Source organism: Rhodococcus sp. 1163 (assembly GCF_002091985.1).
In the GTDB taxonomy this organism is placed as follows: Bacteria; Actinomycetota; Actinomycetes; order Mycobacteriales; family Mycobacteriaceae; genus Rhodococcoides.
This window is the reverse complement of the sequence record NZ_MKKX01000036.1, coordinates 16011-39059: the sequence shown is the minus strand read 5'-3', so window position 1 is coordinate 39059 and position 23049 is coordinate 16011. Positions and strand designations below refer to the sequence as shown.

The following is a 23049-nucleotide window of genomic DNA, read 5'->3' as shown; positions in this document are numbered from 1 at the left end:
AAAGTACGTTCGGATCGATAACCTCCTCGGATTCGGGCAGTACCGGGTCCATGCCCGGATAGTCTTCGCCGATCCTGAAACACCGCAACCATGGGACGGCAAGCCCAAGGTGGATCCGGACAAGCTCAACCTCAACCCGATCGCATCGCAGCTCGCACCGCTCGTCGGAGCATCGCCGAGGTGATCGGCAGGCTCTTCTAAGACGTCACCATCGATAAAGTGCACCGACGAGGTCATCGAACTGGTGTTGCGGTTGTAACCGGTGCCCCAGCTTTCAGCAGCGGTGAATGCGTTCACCGACGTCGGCGATTGCCGAGTGGTGCTCGGACGGGTCAGTTGCTCGAACCTGTTCGAGAAAGGCGTCGAGGTCGATCGGCTTGCCACCCACCCAAGTCCCCTCGACCGAGACATCGGCAGTCAGCCGGGAGGCTTCAACTTCATAGGGGTCGCGCGAAAGTACGGTGAAGTCCGCGAGCTTTCCGACCTCGATCGAACCGATCTCGTGATCTCGATGCAAGACGTGCGCCGCATTGATCGTCTGGGCTTTGATGGCGTCATCCAGACTGATGATCTGCTCCGGGCCATGTAGCTGTCCGGACGGAGTTCTCCGCGTGATCACGGTCTGAATGTTCAGCAGCACATCGGGCGGACTCACCATGCCGTCATTGTGGAATGCCACGACGGCACCTGCACGGAACGCGTCTCCGATCCGCTGCCACTGCGCCCCGATCGAGCTGTCGAAGATCTCGCCGTCCAGCAAGTCTCCCCAGTAGATCAGCTGGTAAGGCCCCATCGACAACACGACGCCAAGATTCGCAGCGCGCTCGAACTGATCTCCCCTGCAGGCACCGAGGTGTTCCACCCGCCACCGGTGATCTGTTGCAGTCAGATTGTTGAGCGCCAGCGCGCGCTCGTAGGCATCGAGAACGATATCGAGTCCGACGTCGCCGTTGACATGGAACGCGAACTGAAATCCTTTGTCGGCGTAGGAAGAAAGAGTCGCGTCCAGTTCGGCTCGCGAGTAGTTCATCTTCGTCTCGTAGGTCGCGCCGGGAGCAATCTGCGCATTACGAGTGGTCGGGGTATCCAGGTAGGGGAAGGAAATCGCAATCGTTCCGACCCACGGGGCACCGTCTGCCCACAGCTTGATGCCTTGTTTGCGCAGCATGTTGTCTGGGATCGGCGAGCTGAACGGCTCGCCACAGGTCGACTCGGTCGACACGTGATAGAGCGAGACCCGAATCGGGCAATCCGACGTCGAGGCCAACGCCTCGAAGATCGGCTTGCTGTCATCGGAGTACGAGTGATCCGACGTCGCGGTCACTCCGTGGCGAGCCATGAGCGCATACCACTGCGCGCACGAGTGCAGCGGATGACTGACGATCTTCGGCAGCATCGGCGTCAGCACCTGAGCGATTGCCGAACTTTCGTAAGCCAGTCCGTTCGAGGAGCCGTCCTCGTTGCGCCCGAACGACGCGCCGGCGGGATCGGCCGGCGGTGTGCCGTTCGGCCAGCCCAGCGCGGCGATCACGCCCGAGTTGAAGTACACCTCGTGGCCCGAGTTGTCGAAGACGATCGCTGCTCGATCAGGAAAGTAGGCGTCGAGCTGCACCCGGTCGAGCTCCGGCGCTCCTTGAAGCATTCGATCGAGGCCGTTGAACAACAGTGGCTGACCGGCAGGCTCCTCTGCGTTGGCCTTGCGGAAGAGCGCATCGACGTCGGCAAACGACGGGTAGCCGACGTAGGGAGCAATCCAATAGGCCGGTGCCTGTGTGACGAGACCGGAGAGTCCAGGGTGATTGTGCGAGTCGATGAAACCAGGCATCAGAACACTGGGCCCCAGGTCGGTCACCGTCGCATCGGGAGCGGCACCTTGGCAGTCAGCCAAGGTGCCTACCGCAAGAATCACACCGGTCTCGGTATCCACCGCAACGGCTTCCGCGCGCGGACGCTCGGCGTCGACTGTGATCACTGTCGATGCCTTGACGATGACGTGAGACATCAGTTGCTCCTCAGATCGGGCGAAGGATCACCATATAGCCGAGCAGACCGGACAGCTGGGACCTATCACTCCTACGGAAGCTCTGGTTCGTCCCTTGCGGGATCGTCAGCTCTTACTCTTCGCCTCGACGCGGCCGACGAAATGATCCATGGTGTTGTTGACGCCGAGCTGATTCATTACTTTGTCGAACCAGCGAACCGGGAGCACCCGGGCAGGCGACAACAGGTTCACGAATCGGGGCATGATCAACTCGTGTCGGCCCTTCTCGATCGCTGTCAGGGTCTTCTCCGCCACGAACTCGGGGGTGAGGATCGGTAGGAGGAGTGGGTATTTCGTCTGCACGCCCTTGAACATGCCGGTGCTGACGAAGTACGGACACACAACCAACGAGTTGACGCCTGCGTTGGCTTTCGAGAGCTCCACACGCAGTGATTCAGCGAAACCGAAGGCGGCGAACTTGCTCGCGGAGTAGTCGGTTTGCTTGGCGACCCCCACAAGCCCAGCGGCGCTGGAAACGGTGACGACGGTACCGCGACGGTTCTCGATCATGTTGCCGAGGAAGGCCCGGGTGACCCAGAAGAGGGAAAGCGTGTTCACGCGGATCGTTCGCTCGATGGCGTCGTCGGAGGCGTCGAGGAGGTTCTTGCCGGTGACGATCCCCGCGTTGTTGATCAGGACGTCGATAGGCCCCGTTTCCTTCGCGGCGGCCTGGACGGAATCGCGATCGGACACATCAACGGTGTAGGCCGCGGCAGAGTGACCCGCGGCAACGATCTCCTGGCTGACATTCCTGCCGGCCTCTTCGGACAGATCCCACACGATGACCCGGGCCCCACGCTCAGCAGCGCCCAAGGCGAGAAGTCGGCCGATACCACTGCCGCCGCCGGTGACCAAGACGGTTTGGTTCCTCAGGGAATGGGACACAATTCTTCTCCTAGCGGTAGACGGCGATGGAGCAACACCAATACCTCCAGTATTGACCAACCGGTCAATGAGCGCAATGTGACTCTGGGCAACCTCATACCTGCTGGCCATACACCTGCGCAGGTCTAGGCTCTCGAGAGTGGTCGGAGCAAAGAAGTCAGAACCCGAGCGGCGCAGTGACATCCTCGCCGCCGCAAAATTGGTGGCGCTCGATGGCGGACTGGAAACAGTCACGGCCCGGACTGTCGCTGCAGAAGCTGATCTCTCCAGCGGCCTCGTCTACTTCTACTACCAAACCAAGAACGGATTGCTTCACGCTCTGCTTGCTCGACTACTCGAAACAACCTTGGACGGGCCGGAAGACGGGTTCGGCGAGGACCTTCCCGCAGACGTCGCCCTCCACGAGATGATCACCACAGAACTGGAAGGCCTCCACACTCAGCGTGATGAAGTCGACCTACTTTTCCAGTTCTATTTCTTCCGAAGAAGCATCGATTTTCGTGACCAGATCGACACGGGTCTCCGTTTGTATACCGACGCGATTCACCCCGTCACCGACCGATTCGCCCGGGAACACGATCTCGATCCCGACGCGTTCCGGTCCACACTCGTCGCGCTCATCCAGGGAGCGGCGATAGACGTCGTACGTAGGCCCGAAAGCTTCAGTGCCTCGAATCTTCTTCAAGTCGTTGCTGCCCTCGCAACATCGACACCTCGCCACTCCGAGGGCGCAATCTGAGCTCGTCCGCATTCTCGATGAGCGAATCAGCCCAGCGTCAGGTGCGAGTGTTTCGCTTCACCCAACCCCACGCAGCGGTCGCTGCGAACAACACGATCCCGATGATTGCCAACCAGAGCAAGCCTTTGACAACGAACCCGAGGATGACGAACACCAGCCACACGACGAGCAACAATCCAATGAGTCCAAGCATCCCCCGATCATGACAGACGCTTACGTCCGCTCGGTCGGAGCCCATCGAAACGGACACCCTGGGTCCTCGGAATCAAAGACAGAAAAATAGCCTCGCACTGTGCGTTTCCGCAAGTACGAGGCTATTTCTTGTGCGCCCGAAGGGATTCGAACCCCTAACCTCCTGATCCGTAGTCAGGTGCTCTATCCGTTGAGCTACGGGCGCATGTTCAATTGTGTTGATCCTTACGAATCAACGGTCCTGCGTCAAACTGGCTGGTCCTTGCGGATCAGCTTGGCGGAGGCGAGAGGATTTGAACCTCCGGACCCGGTGAAGGGTCAAGTCATTAGCAGTGACTCCCATTCGGCCGCTCTGGCACGCCTCCTAGGCTGCCGGCCCTCTCGGACCGCCGAGGAACGAGATTACACACGGTTGAGAGGAGAACGCAAAACGCCTGGTCATATCCCGATCAGCGAAGGAACGAGTCGAACCAATCGAAAATTCTGGCCTGAGCTTCGATCAGCGCGGCAGTTGCCGGGTCTTCATCTTCGGCGCTACCGAGCGAAGGCTGCGGTTCGTCGGCGCGGTGGCGGAGTCCGCTGTAGCTGACGACGTTGGTGGCTACGGATGACCGTGTGGCTGCGTCACGGAGGCCCTCGATGTGCTCCGGTGGGGTCCTGGGGTCGTTCTCGCCGTACAGACCCAACCAGGGCGCCTGGAGCGCAGGCGCGGCGTCGATCAATGCGACAGCGTCGGCGTTCAATGGTTCGACGATGCCCGCCGCCGCGACGCTGACGGCTGCACCGATCGGTCGGTTCGTTGCGACGATCAGCGCCGCAGTTCCGGCGTCGTCGAACCCGATGACTCCGACGCAGTCCGGATAGACACCCCGGGAGGTGAGCCAGTCGAAGGTCGCGTCGAAGTCGGAGAACAGATTTTCGCCGAAGACCTCTTCGCCCTCCGTTCCTCGGTGGAACAGGTCCGGGGCGACGGCCAGCCATCCGTCGAGTGCGAGCGCGCGCAGCAAGTCCAGTAGCGATTCCGGTAGCTCGCGGGATTCGTGCAGCACTACGATCCCGCCTCGGACGTGCCCTTCCGGGGAGATGGCCGTCAGCGGCACCTTGTGCTCCCCAGGCGGTTGCTCATCGTCGTCCGCGTCGATTCGGAGCACTGCCACATCCGTGAAGATTCCCGACATGACACCAAAATAGTGCGACAGGCCACGCTCCGCTGGATTACCGGCGGACGCACAGGAAATGATCTGCCCCACCTGGCGCATAATGTGAGCCGTGACCGCCCGCATCCGCACCGACCTCGACGCAATCCCCGCCTACGTACCCGGACGCAACTTCCCGGGCGCGATCAAGCTGGCCAGCAACGAGACGACACAGGGTCCGCTCCCGGGCGTCCGCGAGAAGATCGCCGAGTCGGTCGTCACCGTCAACCGCTACCCCGACATCCGCGCCACTGCCCTCGTGGACGCCGTCGCCGCGCACGTGAAGGTCGACCCGGCCAATGTCGCAGTCGGCAACGGATCGGTGGCACTGTGCCAGGAAGTCGTCCAGATCATGTGCGGCCCCGGTGACGAGGTGATGTACGCGTGGCGATCCTTCGAGGCGTATCCGATCATCGCGCGCGTCGCCGGTGCGACGCCGGTAGAGGTACCGCTGAATGCGGCGCACGTGCACGATCTCGACGCCATGCTCGCCGCGATCACCGAGCGCACCCGCGTGATATTCATCTGCAACCCGAACAATCCTTCCGGCACCGTCGTGGCCAGATCTGCACTCGAACGATTCCTCGACGCGGTGCCCGCGCATGTCCTCGTGGTGCTGGACGAGGCCTACTTCGAGTACGCCCGCGAAAACCCGGAGGGTGAGTACACCGACGGTGTCGAATTGGCCCGCGACCGTCGCAACGTTCTGGTACTCCGCACCTTCTCCAAGGCGTACGGGCTGGCCGGACTACGCGTGGGATATGCCGTCGGCGATCCGGCGGTGATCACCGCGATGAGCAAAGTTCGCATCGCATTCGCGGTGAGCTCCGTCGCGCAGCAGGCAGCACTGGCATCGCTCGATGCAAAAGACGAGCTCCTCGCCCGTACCGATCTCCTTGTCGCAGAACGCAAACGGGTTCGCACTGCACTGATCGAGCTGGGCTACGTCGTCGCGCCTTCGGAGGCGAACTTCGTGTTCCTACCACTCGGGGCCCTCTCCGGTCCCTACACCGAAGCCGCAGCAGAAGCTGGAATACTGTTGCGGGCCTACGGAAACGACGGGGTTCGCATCACAATCGGCGACCCACACGAGAACGACGCCTACCTGAAATACGCAGCTAACGCCGCTCACTGAGCGTCCGTGCCTGCCGAGGGCTCATCCCGAACTCCTCACGAAACACCGCGTTGAATGTACTGACCGAGCCGAAGCCCGACTGATGGGCGATCTCGGCGACCGTTCGGTGACGCTGAGCTGGATCGTCGAGCCGGGCACGAGCACGAACGAGCCGGCTGGTCCGAATCATTTCCGACGGGTTGGTGCCCACCGACTGCGTCACGGCCTGCACATGCCGCAGCGACCAGCCGAGGCGTCGAGCAAGGGTTTTCGGGGTAAGAGTCGGGTCGTCGGACTGAGTTTTCACGAGCGCGGATGCGGACTGCGCGACATCCGGCCACCGCGACTCATCGGATGCGACCCCGACCAGCATCCGGGTGAGCGCATCGGAAACCTCACGAAAGCTGCTTACCGAGAGGGCATCTCGCTGCGCGGATAGCTGCTCGGTCATTGCAGCTGCTACCGCGCCCATACCGGTGGCAAGGTCGAGAACCCGCGGCTTCACGGGAACGACCGAACGGGGCCAGGCCGATTCCGGGACGCTCACCACCCATGCTCGCGCGCCCGGGCCGTGCTCGATGGAGAAGGGAGCTGCCATCGACATCGCGACCGCGGCGCCCCGGCCCACGATCGCGCGATCGTCACCGTACGCACATCGAAACGTGCCCGCCCGAGGGACCACGACGCGCAGGCTCCGATCGTCGTCGGAGCGAGCAGCTACGGCGCTTCTCGAGTAGACGATGGCATCGGAACTGAACTCCACCAGTTGAAATTCTTCGGACCGCTGCACGACGGTCTTGCCACTGAAACCCATCGTTTCGTCGAATGCGAAATCGAGACCACCATGGTTGAAGCGAACGTGCTCACGCCAGAACCCCGGCCGATCCGTGGCAGGCAACAGTGTGGTGTCGATCGTCGACACGACGTAGTCCGCTGTGGCAGTCATAAGTTTCTACCTTTCGCGCCTGAATCCGTGCGTCCGGCCGTCGATTCCGTGCGCGTCACCGGCAGACCCGTCGCATACATGCGCCCTACCGTGCAGAGAGTACACGTGTCCTCCATCACAGCGGAGGGGTCACAACGGCGGCAAGAACCTGTCAGGAGTCCGGAATGAACACGATCCACGTCAACGGCGCGACGCTGTCCTACGAGGTATCAGGACCGCAGGACGGCACCCCCGTCGTCCTCAGTCATTCACTGTTCTTCGATCATCGAATGTTCGACGCGTTGGCCGAACTACTGGCCTCCGCAGGGCACCGCGTCTTCGCGTACGACCACCGCAATCACGGCGAGAGTTCGACGCATTCGCGCGCCGACGTGACCGTGGACATCCTGACCGAAGACGCTGCTGCGTTCATCGAAGAACTGCAACTGGGTCGCGTGCATTTCCTGGGAAACTCACTCGGCGGATTCGTCGCGCTTCGATTGGCGGCGAGGCGACCCGAGTTGCTGCTGTCCGCCGTCGCAATGGGCTCTTCGGCGGAGGAGGAGCATCAACTGGAGGCGTTTGCTCCCCTTGTCGAGCGACTGGCCGACATTGGGGGAAGCGAGAATATCGACATCGTTTTGTACATCATGTTCGGAGACACCAGCTTGTCCGCAGGCACACCCGCCGTCGAGGAGTGGCGCGGCCGGATCGCGGAGCTGAAGCCCAGCATCGGCGACTCTGCCTACCAGGTGATTCACCGGTCGCGAATCGTCGACGAATTGAACGGCTGCACGGTGCCGGTACTCGCGATCTCCGGCACGGAAGATCATGCGTACCCGCCGCCCATCTCGGACGTCAACATTGCCGAGGCATCCGGTGGCAGCTACCGGAGTGTCGAAGCTTCGGGCCACTCGGTATCGCTCGAGCAACCCGCAGCCGTTGCCGAGCACGTGCTCGCGCACTTCTCGGCGATCTGACCCCGGTGCGCGAGTCCTAGATGTTCAGCGCGTCGCGGAGCGTCGGCCAGGACTCGCGCAGATCGTCCTGCCAGTACGGCCACTGGTGGATTCCGTACGGCCGGTAGACGAACTTGGCTGGGATGCGAATAGATCGAAGTTTGGTGTCGAACAACGTTGTGCAGTAGAGCGCGGCAGCTTCGAGCGGCCCACCCATGGCGGCCGACTCGATGCCGGTGCCGCCCGGTCCGAGTTCGTACGGGCCGGGCAAACCGGTACCGACGGAAATATAGATGTCCTTGCCGCGCAGGGCTTCTGCATTTCGAGACGGGTCATGCTCGGCCCACTTCGGGTCGGCGTTCTCACCCCACATATTGCTCGCATTACCACCATTGGTTGCGACAGTGGCGCGAACGGCATCCTTCAGGTTCGGCTGCGAGTTGTCGTAGCAGCCGCTCAGGCCTGCCACACCCGTATAGAGATCGGGGTGACGGGTAATGAGATCCATCGCGCCCTGCGCGCCCATGGAGACGCCCGCGATCGCATTGGTGCCGTTGCCGGCGAACTGAGCATCGATCAGCGGGGGAAGTTCCGACGTCAGGAACGTCTCCCACATATTGACACCGAGGATTGGGTCCGGCGCATTCCAGTTGGTGTAGTAGCTACTAGAACCACCTACGGGAAGCACGACGTTGACGTCTTTGTCGGCGAAGAAGTCCACGATGTCGGTCTTCTGCGTCCACGTGCTCTCGGCGTAGTCGGACTCTTTGCCGGCACTGACGCCGTCGAGCATGTACAGAGTGGGGCGCGGGCCGCCCCTTGCAGGTAACAACACCTGAACCTGAACGATCTTGTTCATCGAAGGCGACTGCACGAACACGGCAGCACGACGGGGCGTGATCATGTCGATATGGTCGATCCGAGCCGAGAGCGACGGTCCGGACTCACCGAACGGCGTCACGGCAGCATCGGAGCTTCCGGTCCCGGGGAGCGGTTGAGCAGACACCACACCGGTCCCCAGTATCGACAGCGCAATGCTGGTTCCCAGCGCTGCCAGAACACGACGGTGCATTCGACTGACCCATCCTCCCCCGCCACACCCTTTCGGGCGCAACACGAACAACTTCTGATTCAACGCAACCCACCAGTAGGTACGCCTACTGCGGCCCGCGGTTCCGCCCAGAGTAGCCCTGTTAGAGGTCGTACAAAAGTTCTGTCGATTCTTTGGGACATATCCAAGCAAGCCGCATGAGCAGGGTCTCAGCGGGCGGAGCGAGAGATCGCACACACCGATACCTTCGATCGGAACCTCGGCGCGCGCAGGTAGACGGGTTCTCGAGGGCGTCATTCGATCGAATGACTTCGTTGACTGTTCAAACTCCGTAGCTAAAAGATCGACTTTTCCAACCCCCTCTTTCAGGAGCTATGAATGACAAGCAAGACCCTCTTCGCCCGAATTGGATTCGGTGGCGTCGTACTCGCCGCAGCAATGATGACGACACCGGCCGTTGCCGCAGCAGATCCGATCACCGACTTCTTGTGCGGCACCGGCTCGGCACAGTTCTGCCCGCCACCGCTTGCACCATTCCTCCCACCACCACCTCCACCAGCGCCGGCTCCCCAGAGTGCACCGCCTGCACAAGCTCCCAGCACGTTCCAGTACAAGAACTGCACCGAGGCACGTGACGCCGGTGCGGCCCCCGTCTATCGCGACGAATATGGATACGGCCCCCATCTGGACCGCGACAACGACGGCATCGGCTGCGAGTAGAAGTCCGTCCACGGCACCGGTCGTGCTTGCGCGAGCAAATACGACCGGTGCCGCTCATCGATCGGCTGGACCGCTAATCGGGATGACGCTCGCGCTCGGACTTCACCAATTCCTTGGTTCGTACCAAGCGGAGGGTGGTGACAAGTACGACGCCACCGATCATGTTGAAACCCACCGTGTACCCGAACCAGTCGATCCACGCTCGGTAACCGATGTCCGCACCCGCGTGAATGGCCCCGAAGATCAGCAGGGAGTCCAGGATCGAGTGGAAGAGCTGCAATCCGGCCAGCAGGAATGCAGCCGACATCGCCGCAATGATCTTCGCGACGTCGGAATTGGTTCCCTGCTGCATGCGGGTCAGCAGGGTCATCGTGCTGCCGCCCAGGATCGCCAGGCAGATCGACTGCAGGTTCAGGGGGGAGTCGACGAAGTGGTGCGCGGATTCCGACAGTACTGCCTGCCATTGCGGGAAGGCGTGCGCGACCAGCCACATCACACACCACCCGCCTGCCAGGTTCGCCAGCAACGTCCCGATCCACAGCTTCGCCAACTGCGCGGGAGTGCCGTTGCGGGAGACCAACGCCGCGATCGGCATGAGGAAGTCCTCGGTGAACAATTCGCCGTGGGCCAGGAAGATCGCCACCAGGCCGATTCCGAACGCAAGCCCCGCCAGTAGATGGTTATCGGTCTCGTACAGCACCGCCAGATAGGCCATGACACCCAGAGCAACTTCGAGACCGCCGAAGAATCCTGTGATCAGCACCGTGCGCACGGTTCGATGCAGACGCTCACCGCCTTCGGAGACGACGGCATCGAAACTCTCCTCGAGTTCCTCTTCGAGCGGACCGTCGTTGTCACCGTCGTTACGTCGCGCTTCTTCGCTCATCCGCAGGTAGTACCCGCTAGTCACCATTCGATACCTGCTCGTCGGCGCAGTGCTACATGCGGCCGGATTCGGCTCGTCGAAACGGCCAAGTCTCCAGCATTCGACACCGAAAATGCTAGGTAAACAGGGCCGGAGTTGCTTAAACCCGGACATTAGAGACTGTAAACCTGATAAATCGACATCATTCTGTTACGGTTCAAATCGATTTCGTTCGACTGCACTTAGTCGGGTCGAGTCGATCAATGCCCAACGGGGGATCACAGATTTCAATGGCAGACACGAAGAGGCATTGGACCGCATGAAAGACGATGCACAGACAACCTCGTGGTGGTCGATCGGCGAATGGCGCCTCGGCTGGAAGGTTATCGCAGTTTTCGCGGTTCCGATGCTCGTCGCCGTTCTTTTCGGTGGCCTCCGGATCCAGAGCGAACTGACCGATGCCGCGGACCTCAATACGTCCGCCGAACGTGCATTCGCCGTTCCTGCGGCACTTCGGCTGGAGCAAGCTCTCAAGGCAGTGACAGTTGCGGCTGCTTCCGGAGCCGACACCGCCACAGCGACCGCACAAGCGACAATCGCGCTGCAGGATTTCAATGTTGCCGCGAACGTGTTCCGGACCGACCCAAAGCTCAGTGACCTGGTCGACAAGTCTCTGCAGAACAGCCGGGCACTCATCGACGAGGTTCCGACCAGCTCTGAACGGCCCATCCAGCTGGTCGCTCGCTACAGTCAGGTGTCGACCGAGCTCTGGATCCCGTTCTCAGATCTTTTGTCCAAATCCGAGCTACCCCTTCTGCGTGAGCGTGGTGCCGAGTTGGCGCCTTTGTGGGGCGCCCGTCGAACATTGGCCAATCAGCACATTCTGTTCGGCAACGGCGACGTCGATCCACAATCGCGCATCATCCTTATTTCCACTGCTGGTGCAGAACTTGGCAGTCTCGGTGGTCTCATGCCACTGGCTACGCCCGGTGGAGTACTTCCGCCAGTCGAGGCGGACCCCTCGCAGGACCCCTTGGCCGCGCTGAACTCTCTACGCGCATCCACTCAGAGTCGCCTGGGCGCAATCGCGGCAACACCCCCAGGATCCCCTTTGAGCAGGGAGATCGGCCTCGGACTCCAAGCCAGTAGCGATCAGTACGACGCCATCGCCGATGCCGCAATCGCGCGGTTCGTCCCCACCGCGAACTCCGAAACCGGCGCCGCCCAATCCGCAGCGCTTCGAGACGCCGCGCTGGTCGTCGGCACCGTCCTCGCAGCCCTCGCCCTCGCGCTCGTCATCAGTCGCTCGCTGGTCGAACCTATCCAGCGCCTGCGTTTTGCCGCGCTCACAGCAGCACGTCATGGACTTCCCGAGGCGATCGAAAGAATCCGCGCCGGCGAGCGAATAGTCGACCTCGAGATACCTCGCGTACCTGTAGAGACACACGAGGAGATCGGGCAACTCGCACGCGCAGTCGACGACATGCACGGGCAGGCAATCACATTGGCCGGCGAGCAAGCTACTCTCCGCCGCCAGGTCAACGACATGTTCGAAACGCTTTCCCGTCGAAACAAGTCCCTCGTCGAACAACAGCTCGTGCTCATCGAGCAACTCGAAAAAGACGAAGACGACCCGAATCGCCTCGAGAATCTCTTCCGCCTCGATCACATCGCCGCCCGAATGCGACGCAACAGCGATAATCTCCTCATCCTCTCCGGCAACGAAGGACGGCGCGCACGAACCGCACCGATCGCACTTGCCGACGCTCTACGCGCCTCAGCTTCCGGTGTCGAGGACTATCTGCGTGTCGAACTCGGACAAATTCTGTCTGCTGTCGTCAGTGGCAAGGCCAGTGCAGACGTAGTGCACCTCGTCACCGAACTACTGGACAACGCCCTGCGCTACTCACCGCCCGAAACTACAGTGACGATCGACGCCGCACGCACCAACGACGGTTCCGTGCTCGTAGAAATCTCCGATCTGGGTATCGGAATGTCACCGGACGACTTACTCGACGCCAACAAACGCCTCTCTTCCGGAGGCGAGATGAGCCCCGATACCGCGCGCCACATGGGACTGTTCGTGGTCAGCCGTATCAGCCTTCGCTACGGTATTTCAGTACGTCTACGCCCGTCCGCAGGCACATCCGATCGCAGTGGCATCACTGCGATGGTTCATCTGCCGATCGCACTTCTCGAGGCGTCACGCGACACGGCGATCAGAACGTCGACGGCTGCACTTGCCTCTCAGGCTCGCGCAACATTGTCGGTTCACTCCGTCGCGGCGGGTACCCCTACATCGAGTCAAGGCGCCGTCTCATTCCCGGTAGCAGGCGCCCACAATCCCGATGTTTCGGTGGCATCAGGGAACTGGCTACCCAATCGTCAATCTTCACACCCTGTTGCTTCCACTGTGCCGCCGGCTGTTTCAGGTACGTCCTCTGCATTTGCTTCGCAGACCAACTCCAGCGCCCTTCCCATGGCGAGCGGACTTCCACGCCGCACCCCAGGGAGCAGTGGGGTACCCGGTACCGCCAATGCCTTCACGACCCAACCGATAGCTCCACCGCCGCCCAAGGCGGAAATGGTTGTCGACCAACCGGATACAGGCGAGTTCCCCGCCGCTGGACCTGTGCCCAGAGCCCCGTTCGGCGCTCCGAACCCGAACGTCACAGCGGCGTTCTTCTCGTCCCGGCCGCGCGACTCGACACCACGTCGCATCCCGACTCCACCGCGCGAAACCACACCACCTCGCGACTGGACTCCACCCCGAGACCCGACCCCACCGCGCGAAACCACACCACCTCGCGACTGGACTCCACCCCGAGACCCGACCCCACCGCGCGAAACCACACCACCTCGCGACTGGACTCCACCCCGAGACCCGACCCCACCGTCCGTGGGCGTCTTCAGCGCGAACGCTCCCGAGGCCGGCTCTGACGTTCCACCGGTTGCATCGCCGATCTTTGCCGGAATGGTGTCCGAGTGGCTTATCGACCCCACGGACGACGAGTCCGGTGCCACAAACGGCAGCATCTGGACAACCGAGGCTGACGAGGGATGGGTTGCCGCTCACGCGTCGACGGACATGCCCTCCAGCAAGATGGCCGATTCGGGACTCCCGATCCGGGACCGCGGTGCGCGGTTGGTTCCCGGAACTGTCAGGCCCACCAATAGCTCTGCCCGTTCCGGATCCCACCGTCAACGCGTCGACCCGGAAACGATCAGACGCGGGTGGAGTGACTACCAATCCGGCCTCAGCCGGGGCCGCCGACACGTCAACAGCGAGAACAACACAGCGTTGCACTCGATAACACATGTGCAGAAAGACGAAGGAGAACAGTGAATTCTGTCGGAGCCCCAGAAACTCCTCGCGCACTCGACTGGTTGGTGTCGGGTTTTGCACGCGACGTTCCGGGAGTAAGCCACGCCATCATCGTCTCTGCCGATGGATTGTTGAGCGCGGCGAGCTCACACCTTCCTCTGGATCGTGCGGACCAGTTGGCCGCCGTCACATCCGGACTCGCCAGTCTCTCTGCCGGCGCGTCTCGGCTGTTCGACGGCGGCGCAGTTCTGCAATCGGTGGTCGAGATGGAAAACGGCTACCTACTCCTCATGGGCGTCGGCACTGGTGCCTATCTTGCTGCGCTAGCCGTAGCGGGATGCGACATCGGTCAGATCGGTTTCGAAATGGTCACTCTGGTCGATCGAGTCGGAACGACCATGGACATCGCTCCTAGATCAGGTCGGGATACCTGACGTCGATGCCCCAAAACTACTCCGAGCACGCTGATCCCGAACCGAGTCTCGTTCGCTCGTACGCCATCACCGAAGGTAGGACGAAGCCGTCCATCGACCTTCCGCTCGAAGCGATCGTCGCAACGGTAGAGGATGTCATCGCAAGCGGCCTGGCGCCCGAAGACATTCGCGCGTCGATTGTCGCGCTCTGCGGGCAGCGCATCTCGATCGCGGAAATCGGCGCATACCTCGGTGTACCGATCGGGGTGGCTCGGGTTCTGGTGGCGGATCTCGTTGTCAGCGGGGCATTGAAAGTGCAAGCCACTCTGCGAAGCGACGCGACTGCGGTCGAGCGCCGCGAATTGATCGAAAGGACCCTCCGTGGACTTCGGCAACTCTGACGCGCCTTCTCGCGTCACGTCGACAAAGATCGTGATCGCCGGAGGATTCGGCGTCGGAAAGACCACCCTTGTCGGGACGGTCTCCGAGATCGTCCCCTTGCGCACCGAAGCGATGGTGACCGACGCCAGTGACGGCATCGATCACCTCAGCTCGACACCGAACAAAGAGACGACAACAGTCGCAATGGATTTCGGCCGCATCTCGCTCGCCGACGACCTGGTTCTCTACCTGTTCGGCACACCCGGTCAGCGGCGATTCTGGTTCATGTGGGACGACCTCATCACGGGCGCGATCGGCGCGGTCATCCTTGTCGACACGCGCCGTCTCGAAGACAGCTTTGCCGCTGTCGACTTCTTCGAAGCCCGTGGTTTGCCGTTCATCGTGGCAGTCAACCGTTTCGACGATGCTCCCGTACATGCAACACATGACCTTCGTCAAGCTCTCGCGTTGTCCGACCACGTACCGATGATCGACGTCGACGCGCGTAACCGAGAATCGTCGAAGCAGGCCTTGATCACGATCACCGAGTACGCGCTCGAACGTATCGCGGCGACAGCGCCCTGCTGACACCCGGACAAAAACAAACCTAAGGACTGGCATGTCGGACGAAATGAACCATTTCTCCATGGGGCTCTGGCTGCTCGGGTTGGCGTTCGCGATTGGAGTCTCGGGATCGGTCATCGGTTTGGCGTGTGCCCGACACGGCATGGCGGCAAGGCACCCCGCGGCGCGAATGCGCTGGTTTTTCATGGGCGCATTGTCCATCGGTGGTGTCGGTATCTGGTTGATGCACTTCGTCGCGATGCTCGGGTTTGCGTTACCCGGCAGTCCCCTTCGCTACAGTCTGACGTGGACGATCATCTCGGCTCTGATTGCCGTAATCGCGGTCTTCGCCGCGTTGTACATGCTCGGAACCGAGTTCAGTTGGTCGCGGCTCATAGCCTCCGGCTCCCTCGTCGGCATGGGGATCACCGTCATGCATTACACGGGCATGCAGGCCGTGCAGTTTCAGGGCCAGATCAACTACAACACGCTCTTCGTCGCACTCTCACTCGTGATCGCTGTCGTTGGCGCCACAGCCGCATTATGGTTCATGATGGCGATGGGGTCCACCACGCTGCGACTCATCGCCGGTCCGATCCTGGGGATCGCCATAGTCGGTATGCATTACACCGGAATGGCCGCGGTGGAAATTGTCCGCGACACGTCCGCACCCGCACCCGTCGGACTCGCGTTGTTCCCGTTCATCTTTCCAGTCTTCGTCCTCGGGCTTCTCACGCTGGCAGTGCCGATCGTCGCCATCATGACAGTTCGCGACCGCGAGATCGCCCGCATGGACGCCACTTCAGACGACCTCGCTCACGAAGCACGAAAGTTCGCTGACCGGTAAATAAACGGTTGGTTCGGTTGGAGTTTCCGCAACCGCGCCGCCTGCAGTGTGAGGTGGTGTCGCTCGGCGAGAGTGGGAGCGGTTCGGGCAGCTTCGGCGTAGGGATCCGCCGCGATAGGTAGATCACCCGCTTTTTCGTGCAGGTACGCCGACGCGGCCGCGTACCGCGGCATTGTCGAGTCGACGGCCGCCAGAGCCGCGAGGCCGGCTGCCGCGCCGTCGGCCTCCCCGATCGTCGACGCTTTCGACCGGTCCTGGCATCGGCTGGGCATCGACGCGCAGTTCTCTGTCCCGTCGTGCTGTCTCCGATCGGTGCGCGTCGAGAAACTTGCGCCAGGCGACCTTGACCAGCCATCCCTTCGGGTCGTCGGGTGGACGGTCCGGCCACGTCGACGCTGCTCGAATCAATGCTTCCTGCACGGCATCCTCGGCCGTCGCGAAGTCGACTCCGCGATGGACGAGGACGCCGATCACTGCGGGAGTCAGTTCTCGCAGCACAGCCTCGTTCATGTCAATCGCTGATGGTCGTGGGCGTTCCCATCAGTGGTCGCACCTCGAGCCACTCGTGGATCGGCTTGCCACCCGCCCCCGGCGCCGCCGACAACTCGCCTGCCAGCTCCAGCGCACGCTCGTACGTGTCGACGTCGATGATCATGAAACCGGCGATCAGATCCTTGGTCTCGGCGAACGGCCCGTCGGTGACGGGCGGCTTGCGCTCGCCGTCGTACCGCACCCACGAGCCCTCGGGCCGAAGCGCCTGGCTGGTCACGAACTCTCCCGCACCCTCGAGCTTGGCCGCGAAATCGTTCATGTACTGCATATGGTCGTCGACCTCCTGCGGGGTCCACTGATCCATGGGAACGTCGTTGACGGCCTCGGGAGCGCCGCGGTAGTGCTTGAGAAACAGATACTTCGCCATCAGGGTCTCCTTGCGTTCCGTGCAGCCCTACCGCTGCATCCAACCCTGGGACGGAGCGGCCGGTCCGGTTTCGACAACGTTGTGCGCGTCTATCGGAAACTTTTCCCTACACCGCTCGATACTGCGCAGCCTCCGCAGTGATCTGCGGAAACTGAGCACCCATCGCCTCGGACAAGGCCATCGCCGCGGACAGCGGGCGAACCATCACCACGAAGTCGTCGATCAAGCCGTTCTCGTCGAGGTGGAGGAAATCGCATCCGTTGACCTTCTTGCCGTCGACCGTCGCTTCGAAAACGAGCGCATGGTCGCGTCCGTCGACGCTCTCGATCGTCTTCGTGTAGTGAAAATTCGCGAAGACACGGAGGACGCCGCGCAGGATGGCCGACGTAATCGCCTTGCCGTCATAGGGTTCGAACGCAACCGGGCTAGTGAATCGCACATTTTCGGCCAGGAGCGTCTCCACTGCGCTGTGATCGCCGGACTCGACGGCATCGGTGAACTTCCGCATGGCCCATGCTCCTGTTTCGTTCTTCGCTCGGATATCCAGTTCGACGTGGATCTTAGATGTGATTCCACGCGAGCGAACGATCTTTCACTGGAGACGACCTCAGTTGACGGTCAGCTTTCCCACGTTCGTCGTGCAGTAGATCGGCACGGCGATGTTGATCAACGTGCGGGACTGGGCGTCGTCGAGTCCGGTCGTCTCCGCAATCTTGACTCTGGTGGCGTCGAGGCTGGTGTCGCCGGACAGCTCGTCGCAGGCCGTGCGAGCGGCCGCGACCTGATCTTCGGTGCTCCCGAAGCTGATGTCTTGACTCTCGAGCGCCTGAAGGTACGCAGTGTCCTGGACGTTCCCCACCGCAGCCGACGCGGTGGCCTTGACACTGCTGGCCGCGGCCGAGGCACTACCCTGCACCTCGCTCGCGACACTGGACGCAATCTCGCGAGTGCTACTCGCCGATGCGTCGGTGGAGTTCGCATTCTCGGTGTCGTTGTCGCTGCACGCCGCCGCGAACAATACGAGTCCACAGAGTGCAGACATGGCCACAGTGCGCTTCATCGCCGCGGTGCGTTTCATGAAGACGAGCATCCCGCTGACCGCCGCCCGCCACATCATCCGTCGCGGATGAAACAGTGACGGTACTGGTCGTTCTCGCACGGAAACCGAAAAGGCCCTGACCTACACCGACTGGTGAGTTCAGGGCCTTGGTGGCGGAAGCGGAGGGATTTGAACCCCCGGACGCTTTTACACGTCTCTCGCTTTCAAGGCGAGTGCATTGGGCCGCTCTGCCACGCTTCCGTAGAAGATACTAAACGCCCCGTGCGCCGCGGGGCGAATCGCGGTCGGTCAGCGCGCCTGGACCTCCGACTCCCCCATCGCTGCGTCTACCTCCTCGAAGATGTCGCCGAGCACCGTCAGCTGCCGCCTTGTCAGCAGATCGACCAAATGCTTCCGGACGCTCGACACATGCGTCGGAGCCGCTTCGGCGAGCCTTCGGGCGCCTTCTTCGGTGATGACGGCGAGCACACCTCTGCCGTCGTCGGCGCAGGTGTTGCGCAAGACCATCCCGTCGCCTTCCATGCGGCGAATCTGGTGGGTCAGCCGGCTACGCGAGGACAGGACGCCGTCGGCGAGATCGCTCATACGTACCGATCCGTCCGGTGATTCGGACAGCATCACCAATATCCGGTACTCCGCCATCGTCAGTCCATGTGCGTCCTGTAAATCCTTGTTGAGTACCCCCATCAATCGTTGGCCGCCGTCTACATAGGCGCGCCACGCTCTCATTTCCGCAGCATCGAGCCACTGCGGGTCCCCCCCTGGACCAAAGGATCTTTCGGCCGTCACCCGACCATATTAGGCAAGGACTGCTACCGGTTAGTAGATCCCTGCCACTGATGTCCGATTTGTCCCGACAATACTTGCCGAAAACTTGCCGGGATTTGCACTCCGCTGGGACGTTGAATGGGACTACAACGCCGCGCCTACGCTGGAAGCCATGCACGCAATCACTCTGACCGAGTTCGGGTCCCCCGACGTCATGGCGTGGACCGAGGTCCCCGATCCGCGCCCGGGCCGTGGCCAGCTCGTCGTCGACGTCGCTGCCACCGCGATCAACCGCGCCGATCTCATGCAGCGGCAAGGCCACTACCCTCCGCCTCCCGGTGCGAGCGAAATTATGGGGCTCGAATGCTCGGGCGTGATTTCCGAGCTCGGCGAGGGCGTACACGACTGGAACGTCGGCGACCGAGTGTGCGCACTACTCGCGGGAGGCGGTTACGCCGAGCAGGTTCTCGTGCCGTCGACCCAGTTGTTCCCCATTCCCGGTGAACTCGACCTGCATGCGGCAGCGGCACTTCCGGAGGTGGCATCGACCGTCTGGTCGAATCTGGTCATGTACGGCGGCATGCGATCCGGACAGGTCCTGTTGATCCACGGCGGCGGCAGCGGCATCGGCACGCACGCCATTCAGGTGGCAAAGGCATTCGGTGTCACCGTCGCAGTCACAGCCGGCTCGACATACAAACTCGACTTCTGTAGGACGCTCGGTGCCGACATCACCATCGACTACAAGAACCAGGATTTCGTCGAGGTGCTGCGGTCCGAAACCGACGGCCACGGCGCCGATCTGATACTAGACAACATGGGCGCAAAGTACTTGCAGCCCAACGTGAATGCGCTCGCAATGGATGGCACCCTCATCACGATCGGCATGCAGGGCGGCGTCAAGGGTGAGTTGAACTTCGGCGCACTGCTCGGCAAACGCGGAACCATCCACGCCGCCGGGTTACGCGGCAGACCCGAAACCGGACCTTCGAGTAAAGCAAACATCGTCTCGGACATGACCGCTCGCCTGTGGCCGATGATCAGCGAAGGACAGATCAGTCCCATCATCCACGCCGAAATTCCAATTATCGATGCGGCACAGGGACATCGAATGCTCGACGCCGAAGACACCATCGGCAAGGTGATCCTGCGAGTACAGTAACCGTGCAGTAGAGCCCGGCGGCACCTACCTCGTGCCGTCAGGCGTCTACGCCAGCTTGGACAACGCTTCGACGAGCTGATCGATCTCGTATCGCGTCGTATACGGAGCGAGCCCGATGGTGACGGCGCCACCCTCGTCGTTGACACCCAACGCGTCGAGCAATCGGCTTCCGCTGTGGATACCGCTGACCGTTCCGATCCGCGCCTGAGCGAGGTGCTCGGCAACCTTTTCGGCAGAAGTCCCCGAGACTGTGAAGCTGAGTGTGGGAATGCGGCTGGGAGAGTCGCCGAGAACCATCACATGATCGAGCGTTGCCAGTCGTCGGATCAAATAGTCGAACAATTTGTCGTGGTAGTCCTGCAGTGAACCGATGGACAGCTGAAGCCGTTCGCGTCGTGTTCCGGTGGCCTCCTCGTCGAGGTTGGCGAGATAGTCGATGGAGGAAACGACACCGGCGAGCAATGCGTACTGATGCCCACTGACCTCCAACCTCTCGGCGCCCTTCGCAAAAGGGTCGAGCGACATCGACGGTATGCGGTCGATCAAGCTGGGATCACGAAACACGAGCGCACCGACTTGAGGCCCACCCCACGCGGACGCGTTGATGGCAAGGACGTCGGCTCCGAGTTCTTCGATGTCGACGTGGGCGTACGGCGCCGCACCTGCAGCATCGACGACGATGAGGCCGCCGACGGCGTGGACACGATCGGCCGCGACTCGGACGTTGGGAGCCGAGCCGACGATCGGTGACGCAGCGGTGACAGCCACGAGACGGGTACTGGCGGTGATCAGCTCCTCGAACTGCCAGCTGGGCAGCTCACAGGTGTCGATCTCGACCTCGGCCCAGCTCACACGTGCGCCGTATCGATTGGCGATGCGCAACCAGGGCGCAACGTTCGCTTCCTCGTCGAGCCGAGAGAGAACCAGACCGGTCCCGAGGCCCAGACGGGGCGACAGCGACTCCGCGAGCCACGCCAGCATCGTTCCGCGATCGGGCCCGAGCACTACCCCTGCCGGGTCACCGCCGACGAGGTCGGCAATCGCTTGCCTGGCTGCTTCGAGGAGCCCGGCGCTCCGACGCGAGGACATGTGTCCGGAGTTGTGATTCGGCGCACTTCCGCGAAACGCCGTCGACACCGCGGTCGACACACGATCGGGGATCTGCATCCCGTTCTGTGGATCGAGGTGAATCCATCCGTCGCCCAGTGAGGGAATCGACCCTCTGACACGTGCGACGTCGTACCCCATGCCGGACACTCTAAGCGTCGATTTCGTGAGCGTGTTTTCCACATCCCTTATTCGCATCCGCCGCCCTGTCGACTCGCACGGTTGTTTCCCCCGATCCCGCCCCACAAACAGGATAGTTGGACCCGCTCGTCGCGCAATCCCTGGCAACGCGCAAGGATAGCGTTATGACGCAATCGGACTCGAACTCGAATCCCGAAGCCGGTGACCATGTCGTCGTGATCGGCCCCAACGGAGAGCCTCTCGCACTGAGCCGCGCGGAGGCAACCGCTGCAGCCGCACGAGCAGCAGGAAGCGGGCCGAGAAACGTCGATCCAACCGACGCCGAGCAACCTCTGTCGGACATGGTCGAGCAGCCCGCCAAGGTCATGCGCATCGGCACGATGATCAAACAGTTGCTCGAGGAAGTGCGCCTCGCGCCCCTCGACGACGCCAGCCGAACCCGACTCAAAGACATCCACCAGTCGTCGATTCGCGAGCTCGAGCAGGGCTTGGCGCCCGAACTCCGCGACGAGCTCGAACGCCTGGCGCTGCCCTTCGGGGAGGACGCCATTCCCTCCGACGCCGAACTGCGGATCGCACAGGCCCAGCTCGTCGGATGGCTGGAAGGTCTCTTCCATGGAATTCAGACGGCACTGTTCGCTCAGCAGATGGCCGCACGCGCCCAGCTCGAGCAGATGCGTCAGGGCGCACTACCGGCCGGGGGAATGCTGAACCCCGGCATGGGCGGCCCTGGTGGCGGAGGCGGTACCGGTCAGTACCTGTAAACGGGTAGGGTCGACCGTCGTGTCGGCCCCACCGAAGAATTCCGAGAACGAAGCAGGAGAGCGCGTGTCCGTTCCCGTTCCTGTTTCGGACTCACAGACGTTCAAGCGCGCTTTCGGCGATCTGACGACGGGATTCAGCCAGCGAGAGCTGTGGCTGCATCTCGGTTGGCAGGACATCAAGCAGCGCTACCGCCGATCGGTGATCGGCCCCTTCTGGATCACGATCGCCACCGGCGTCCAAGCCGTCGCGATGGGCTTGTTGTATTCGGTACTTCTCGACGTCGACCTGAAGACCTTCCTGCCGCACGTCACTGTCGGCCTCATCATCTGGGGTCTGATCAGTGCGTCGATCCTCGAAGGTGCCGATGTGTTCGTCGCGAACGAGGGGCTGATCAAACAGCTGCCCAGCGCGTTGAGTGTGCACATCTATCGCCTGGTGTGGCGTCAACTTCTGCTGCTGGGCCACAACCTGCTGATCTACGTGATCATCATTGCCGTGTTCTTCCCGCCGAACGGTTTCCATTGGTCCGATCTGGCGGCTATTCCGGCTCTCGCCTTGATCTCGCTGAACGCGCTGTGGGTTGCGATATTGTTCGGCATCGTCTCCACCCGCTACCGCGACATCGCGCCGATTCTTGGCAGCATGGTCACGCTGTTGTTCTTCATGACTCCGATCGTGTGGACCACGGCAGGCCTGGAATCGATGGGCGGCGACGCTGCCAAGCGGGCCAAATTGGTCGAGCTCAACCCGCTCTTTCACTATCTCGACATCATCCGGGCACCCATGCTCGGCGAAACTCAGGAGCTGTACCACTGGTACATCGTGATCGCGTTCACGATTGTCGGCTGGCTGCTCGCCATCTTCGCGCTCAAGAAGTACCGGGCCCGCGTGCCCTACTGGGTTTAGGGGT

24 protein-coding genes, 3 tRNA genes and 2 pseudogenes are annotated in these 23049 nt (G+C 62.0%); 13 read left to right on the top strand and 16 right to left on the bottom strand.

Annotated features, from left to right (window positions below; all coding sequences use genetic code 11):
- Nucleotides 1-55: 55 nt before the first annotated feature.
- Nucleotides 56-184: pseudogene (locus BJD99_RS21040) on the top strand (mammalian cell entry protein); the annotation flags it as partial.
- Between the two features lie 90 nt (nucleotides 185-274).
- On the opposite strand, the gene BJD99_RS17065 reads toward BJD99_RS21040, so the two are convergent.
- Nucleotides 275-2002: an amidohydrolase gene (locus BJD99_RS17065; RefSeq protein WP_084348390.1), complete on the bottom strand. Its 1728-nt coding sequence runs from the start codon at nucleotides 2000-2002 to the stop codon at nucleotides 275-277.
- A 105-nt stretch (nucleotides 2003-2107) separates the two neighbouring features.
- The gene (locus BJD99_RS17060) at nucleotides 2108-2926 is read right to left on the bottom strand and encodes an SDR family oxidoreductase (protein WP_084348389.1); all 819 of its coding nucleotides are present in this window, start codon (nucleotides 2924-2926) and stop codon (nucleotides 2108-2110) included.
- 139 nt (nucleotides 2927-3065) lie between these two features.
- On the opposite strand from BJD99_RS17060, the gene BJD99_RS17055 reads away from it, so the two are divergent.
- Nucleotides 3066-3665, top strand: coding sequence for a TetR/AcrR family transcriptional regulator (locus tag BJD99_RS17055; protein WP_179142386.1), 600 nt, complete (start codon nucleotides 3066-3068; stop codon nucleotides 3663-3665).
- 37 nt (nucleotides 3666-3702) lie between these two features.
- Here BJD99_RS17055 and BJD99_RS21035 read toward each other — a convergent pair whose 3' ends face one another.
- From BJD99_RS21035 to BJD99_RS17040, 4 genes are all read right to left on the bottom strand, one after another.
- Complete coding sequence (locus BJD99_RS21035) at nucleotides 3703-3858, bottom strand: hypothetical protein (RefSeq protein WP_176224618.1); 156 nt, start codon at nucleotides 3856-3858, stop codon at nucleotides 3703-3705.
- Nucleotides 3859-3989: 131 nt separating this feature from the next.
- Nucleotides 3990-4062, bottom strand: a tRNA-Arg gene (locus BJD99_RS17050).
- A gap of 70 nt (nucleotides 4063-4132) precedes the next feature.
- A tRNA-Ser gene (locus BJD99_RS17045) sits at nucleotides 4133-4222 on the bottom strand.
- An 84-nt stretch (nucleotides 4223-4306) separates the two neighbouring features.
- Entirely contained in the window at nucleotides 4307-5035 is a 729-nt protein-coding gene (locus BJD99_RS17040; protein ID WP_084348414.1) for a dienelactone hydrolase family protein, read from the bottom strand.
- Nucleotides 5036-5126: 91 nt separating this feature from the next.
- Here BJD99_RS17040 and hisC point away from each other — a divergent pair, with 91 nt between their 5' ends.
- On the top strand, nucleotides 5127-6188 hold the full coding sequence (hisC, locus tag BJD99_RS17035; RefSeq protein WP_084348387.1) for a histidinol-phosphate transaminase: 1062 nt from the start codon (nucleotides 5127-5129) through the stop codon (nucleotides 6186-6188).
- Here the strand turns inward: hisC and BJD99_RS17030 are convergent.
- On the bottom strand, nucleotides 6172-7113 hold the full coding sequence (locus tag BJD99_RS17030; RefSeq protein WP_084348386.1) for an AraC family transcriptional regulator: 942 nt from the start codon (nucleotides 7111-7113) through the stop codon (nucleotides 6172-6174). The genes hisC and BJD99_RS17030 overlap by 17 nt on opposite strands.
- Nucleotides 7114-7277: 164 nt before the next feature.
- Here BJD99_RS17030 and BJD99_RS17025 point away from each other — a divergent pair, with 164 nt between their 5' ends.
- Nucleotides 7278-8072, top strand: coding sequence for an alpha/beta fold hydrolase (locus tag BJD99_RS17025; RefSeq protein WP_084348385.1), 795 nt, complete (start codon nucleotides 7278-7280; stop codon nucleotides 8070-8072).
- A 16-nt stretch (nucleotides 8073-8088) separates the two neighbouring features.
- Here the strand turns inward: BJD99_RS17025 and BJD99_RS17020 are convergent, their stop codons facing one another.
- Entirely contained in the window at nucleotides 8089-9123 is a 1035-nt protein-coding gene (locus BJD99_RS17020; RefSeq protein ID WP_084348384.1) for an alpha/beta hydrolase family protein, read from the bottom strand.
- Nucleotides 9124-9480: 357 nt separating this feature from the next.
- Between BJD99_RS17020 and BJD99_RS17015 the strand changes: the two genes are divergently transcribed.
- The gene (locus BJD99_RS17015) at nucleotides 9481-9822 is read left to right on the top strand and encodes an excalibur calcium-binding domain-containing protein (protein WP_084348383.1); all 342 of its coding nucleotides are present in this window, start codon (nucleotides 9481-9483) and stop codon (nucleotides 9820-9822) included.
- A gap of 73 nt (nucleotides 9823-9895) precedes the next feature.
- Here BJD99_RS17015 and BJD99_RS17010 read toward each other — a convergent pair whose 3' ends face one another.
- Complete coding sequence (locus BJD99_RS17010; RefSeq protein WP_084348382.1) at nucleotides 9896-10708, bottom strand: formate/nitrite transporter family protein; 813 nt, start codon at nucleotides 10706-10708, stop codon at nucleotides 9896-9898.
- 298 nt (nucleotides 10709-11006) lie between these two features.
- Here BJD99_RS17010 and BJD99_RS17005 point away from each other — a divergent pair, with 298 nt between their 5' ends.
- Genes BJD99_RS17005 through BJD99_RS16985 form a run of 5 tightly spaced genes read left to right on the top strand, consistent with a single transcriptional unit; the run spans nucleotide 11007 to nucleotide 16217 of the window.
- Nucleotides 11007-14033: an ATP-binding protein gene (locus BJD99_RS17005; RefSeq protein WP_179142385.1), complete on the top strand. Its 3027-nt coding sequence runs from the start codon at nucleotides 11007-11009 to the stop codon at nucleotides 14031-14033.
- The gene (locus tag BJD99_RS17000; RefSeq protein WP_084348380.1) at nucleotides 14030-14446 is read left to right on the top strand and encodes a roadblock/LC7 domain-containing protein; all 417 of its coding nucleotides are present in this window, start codon (nucleotides 14030-14032) and stop codon (nucleotides 14444-14446) included. Before BJD99_RS17005 ends, BJD99_RS17000 begins: the two co-directional genes overlap by 4 nt.
- A gap of 5 nt (nucleotides 14447-14451) precedes the next feature.
- The gene (locus BJD99_RS16995; protein WP_084348379.1) at nucleotides 14452-14826 is read left to right on the top strand and encodes a DUF742 domain-containing protein; all 375 of its coding nucleotides are present in this window, start codon (nucleotides 14452-14454) and stop codon (nucleotides 14824-14826) included.
- A complete protein-coding gene (locus tag BJD99_RS16990; protein WP_084348378.1) occupies nucleotides 14807-15394 on the top strand; it encodes an ATP/GTP-binding protein in 588 nt (195 codons plus the stop codon). Before BJD99_RS16995 ends, BJD99_RS16990 begins: the two co-directional genes overlap by 20 nt.
- A gap of 31 nt (nucleotides 15395-15425) precedes the next feature.
- Nucleotides 15426-16217: an MHYT domain-containing protein gene (locus tag BJD99_RS16985; protein WP_084348377.1), complete on the top strand. Its 792-nt coding sequence runs from the start codon at nucleotides 15426-15428 to the stop codon at nucleotides 16215-16217.
- Between the two features lie 231 nt (nucleotides 16218-16448).
- Here the strand turns inward: BJD99_RS16985 and BJD99_RS21540 are convergent.
- From BJD99_RS21540 to BJD99_RS16955, 6 genes and pseudogenes are all read right to left on the bottom strand, one after another.
- Nucleotides 16449-16727, bottom strand: a pseudogene (locus BJD99_RS21540) (sigma factor); the annotation flags it as partial.
- Between the two features lies 1 nt (nucleotide 16728).
- Nucleotides 16729-17136, bottom strand: coding sequence for a YciI family protein (locus tag BJD99_RS16975; RefSeq protein WP_084348376.1), 408 nt, complete (start codon nucleotides 17134-17136; stop codon nucleotides 16729-16731).
- A gap of 106 nt (nucleotides 17137-17242) precedes the next feature.
- The gene (locus tag BJD99_RS16970; protein ID WP_084348375.1) at nucleotides 17243-17644 is read right to left on the bottom strand and encodes a nuclear transport factor 2 family protein; all 402 of its coding nucleotides are present in this window, start codon (nucleotides 17642-17644) and stop codon (nucleotides 17243-17245) included.
- A gap of 99 nt (nucleotides 17645-17743) precedes the next feature.
- Entirely contained in the window at nucleotides 17744-18178 is a 435-nt protein-coding gene (locus tag BJD99_RS16965) for a DUF732 domain-containing protein (RefSeq protein WP_256895889.1), read from the bottom strand.
- 168 nt (nucleotides 18179-18346) lie between these two features.
- Nucleotides 18347-18436: transfer RNA gene (locus BJD99_RS16960), tRNA-Ser, on the bottom strand.
- A 48-nt stretch (nucleotides 18437-18484) separates the two neighbouring features.
- Nucleotides 18485-18985 (bottom strand): MarR family winged helix-turn-helix transcriptional regulator, encoded by a 501-nt coding sequence (locus tag BJD99_RS16955; RefSeq protein ID WP_373270556.1) that lies wholly within the window; start codon nucleotides 18983-18985, stop codon nucleotides 18485-18487.
- Between the two features lie 151 nt (nucleotides 18986-19136).
- Here BJD99_RS16955 and BJD99_RS16950 point away from each other — a divergent pair, with 151 nt between their 5' ends.
- Nucleotides 19137-20126: an NAD(P)H-quinone oxidoreductase gene (locus tag BJD99_RS16950; RefSeq protein ID WP_084348411.1), complete on the top strand. Its 990-nt coding sequence runs from the start codon at nucleotides 19137-19139 to the stop codon at nucleotides 20124-20126.
- Nucleotides 20127-20171: 45 nt separating this feature from the next.
- Here BJD99_RS16950 and BJD99_RS16945 read toward each other — a convergent pair whose 3' ends face one another.
- Nucleotides 20172-21374 carry a cysteine desulfurase-like protein gene (locus tag BJD99_RS16945; RefSeq protein WP_084348374.1) on the bottom strand — a complete coding sequence of 401 codons (1203 nt, stop codon included), beginning with the start codon at nucleotides 21372-21374 and terminating at the stop codon, nucleotides 20172-20174.
- Nucleotides 21375-21538: 164 nt separating this feature from the next.
- Here BJD99_RS16945 and BJD99_RS16940 point away from each other — a divergent pair, with 164 nt between their 5' ends.
- Together BJD99_RS16940 and BJD99_RS16935 are read left to right on the top strand one after the other, a co-directional pair.
- The gene (locus tag BJD99_RS16940) at nucleotides 21539-22138 is read left to right on the top strand and encodes a bacterial proteasome activator family protein (RefSeq protein ID WP_084348373.1); all 600 of its coding nucleotides are present in this window, start codon (nucleotides 21539-21541) and stop codon (nucleotides 22136-22138) included.
- 64 nt (nucleotides 22139-22202) lie between these two features.
- A complete protein-coding gene (locus BJD99_RS16935; RefSeq protein WP_256895888.1) occupies nucleotides 22203-23045 on the top strand; it encodes an ABC transporter permease in 843 nt (280 codons plus the stop codon).
- The last annotated feature ends 4 nt before the right edge of the window (nucleotides 23046-23049 follow it).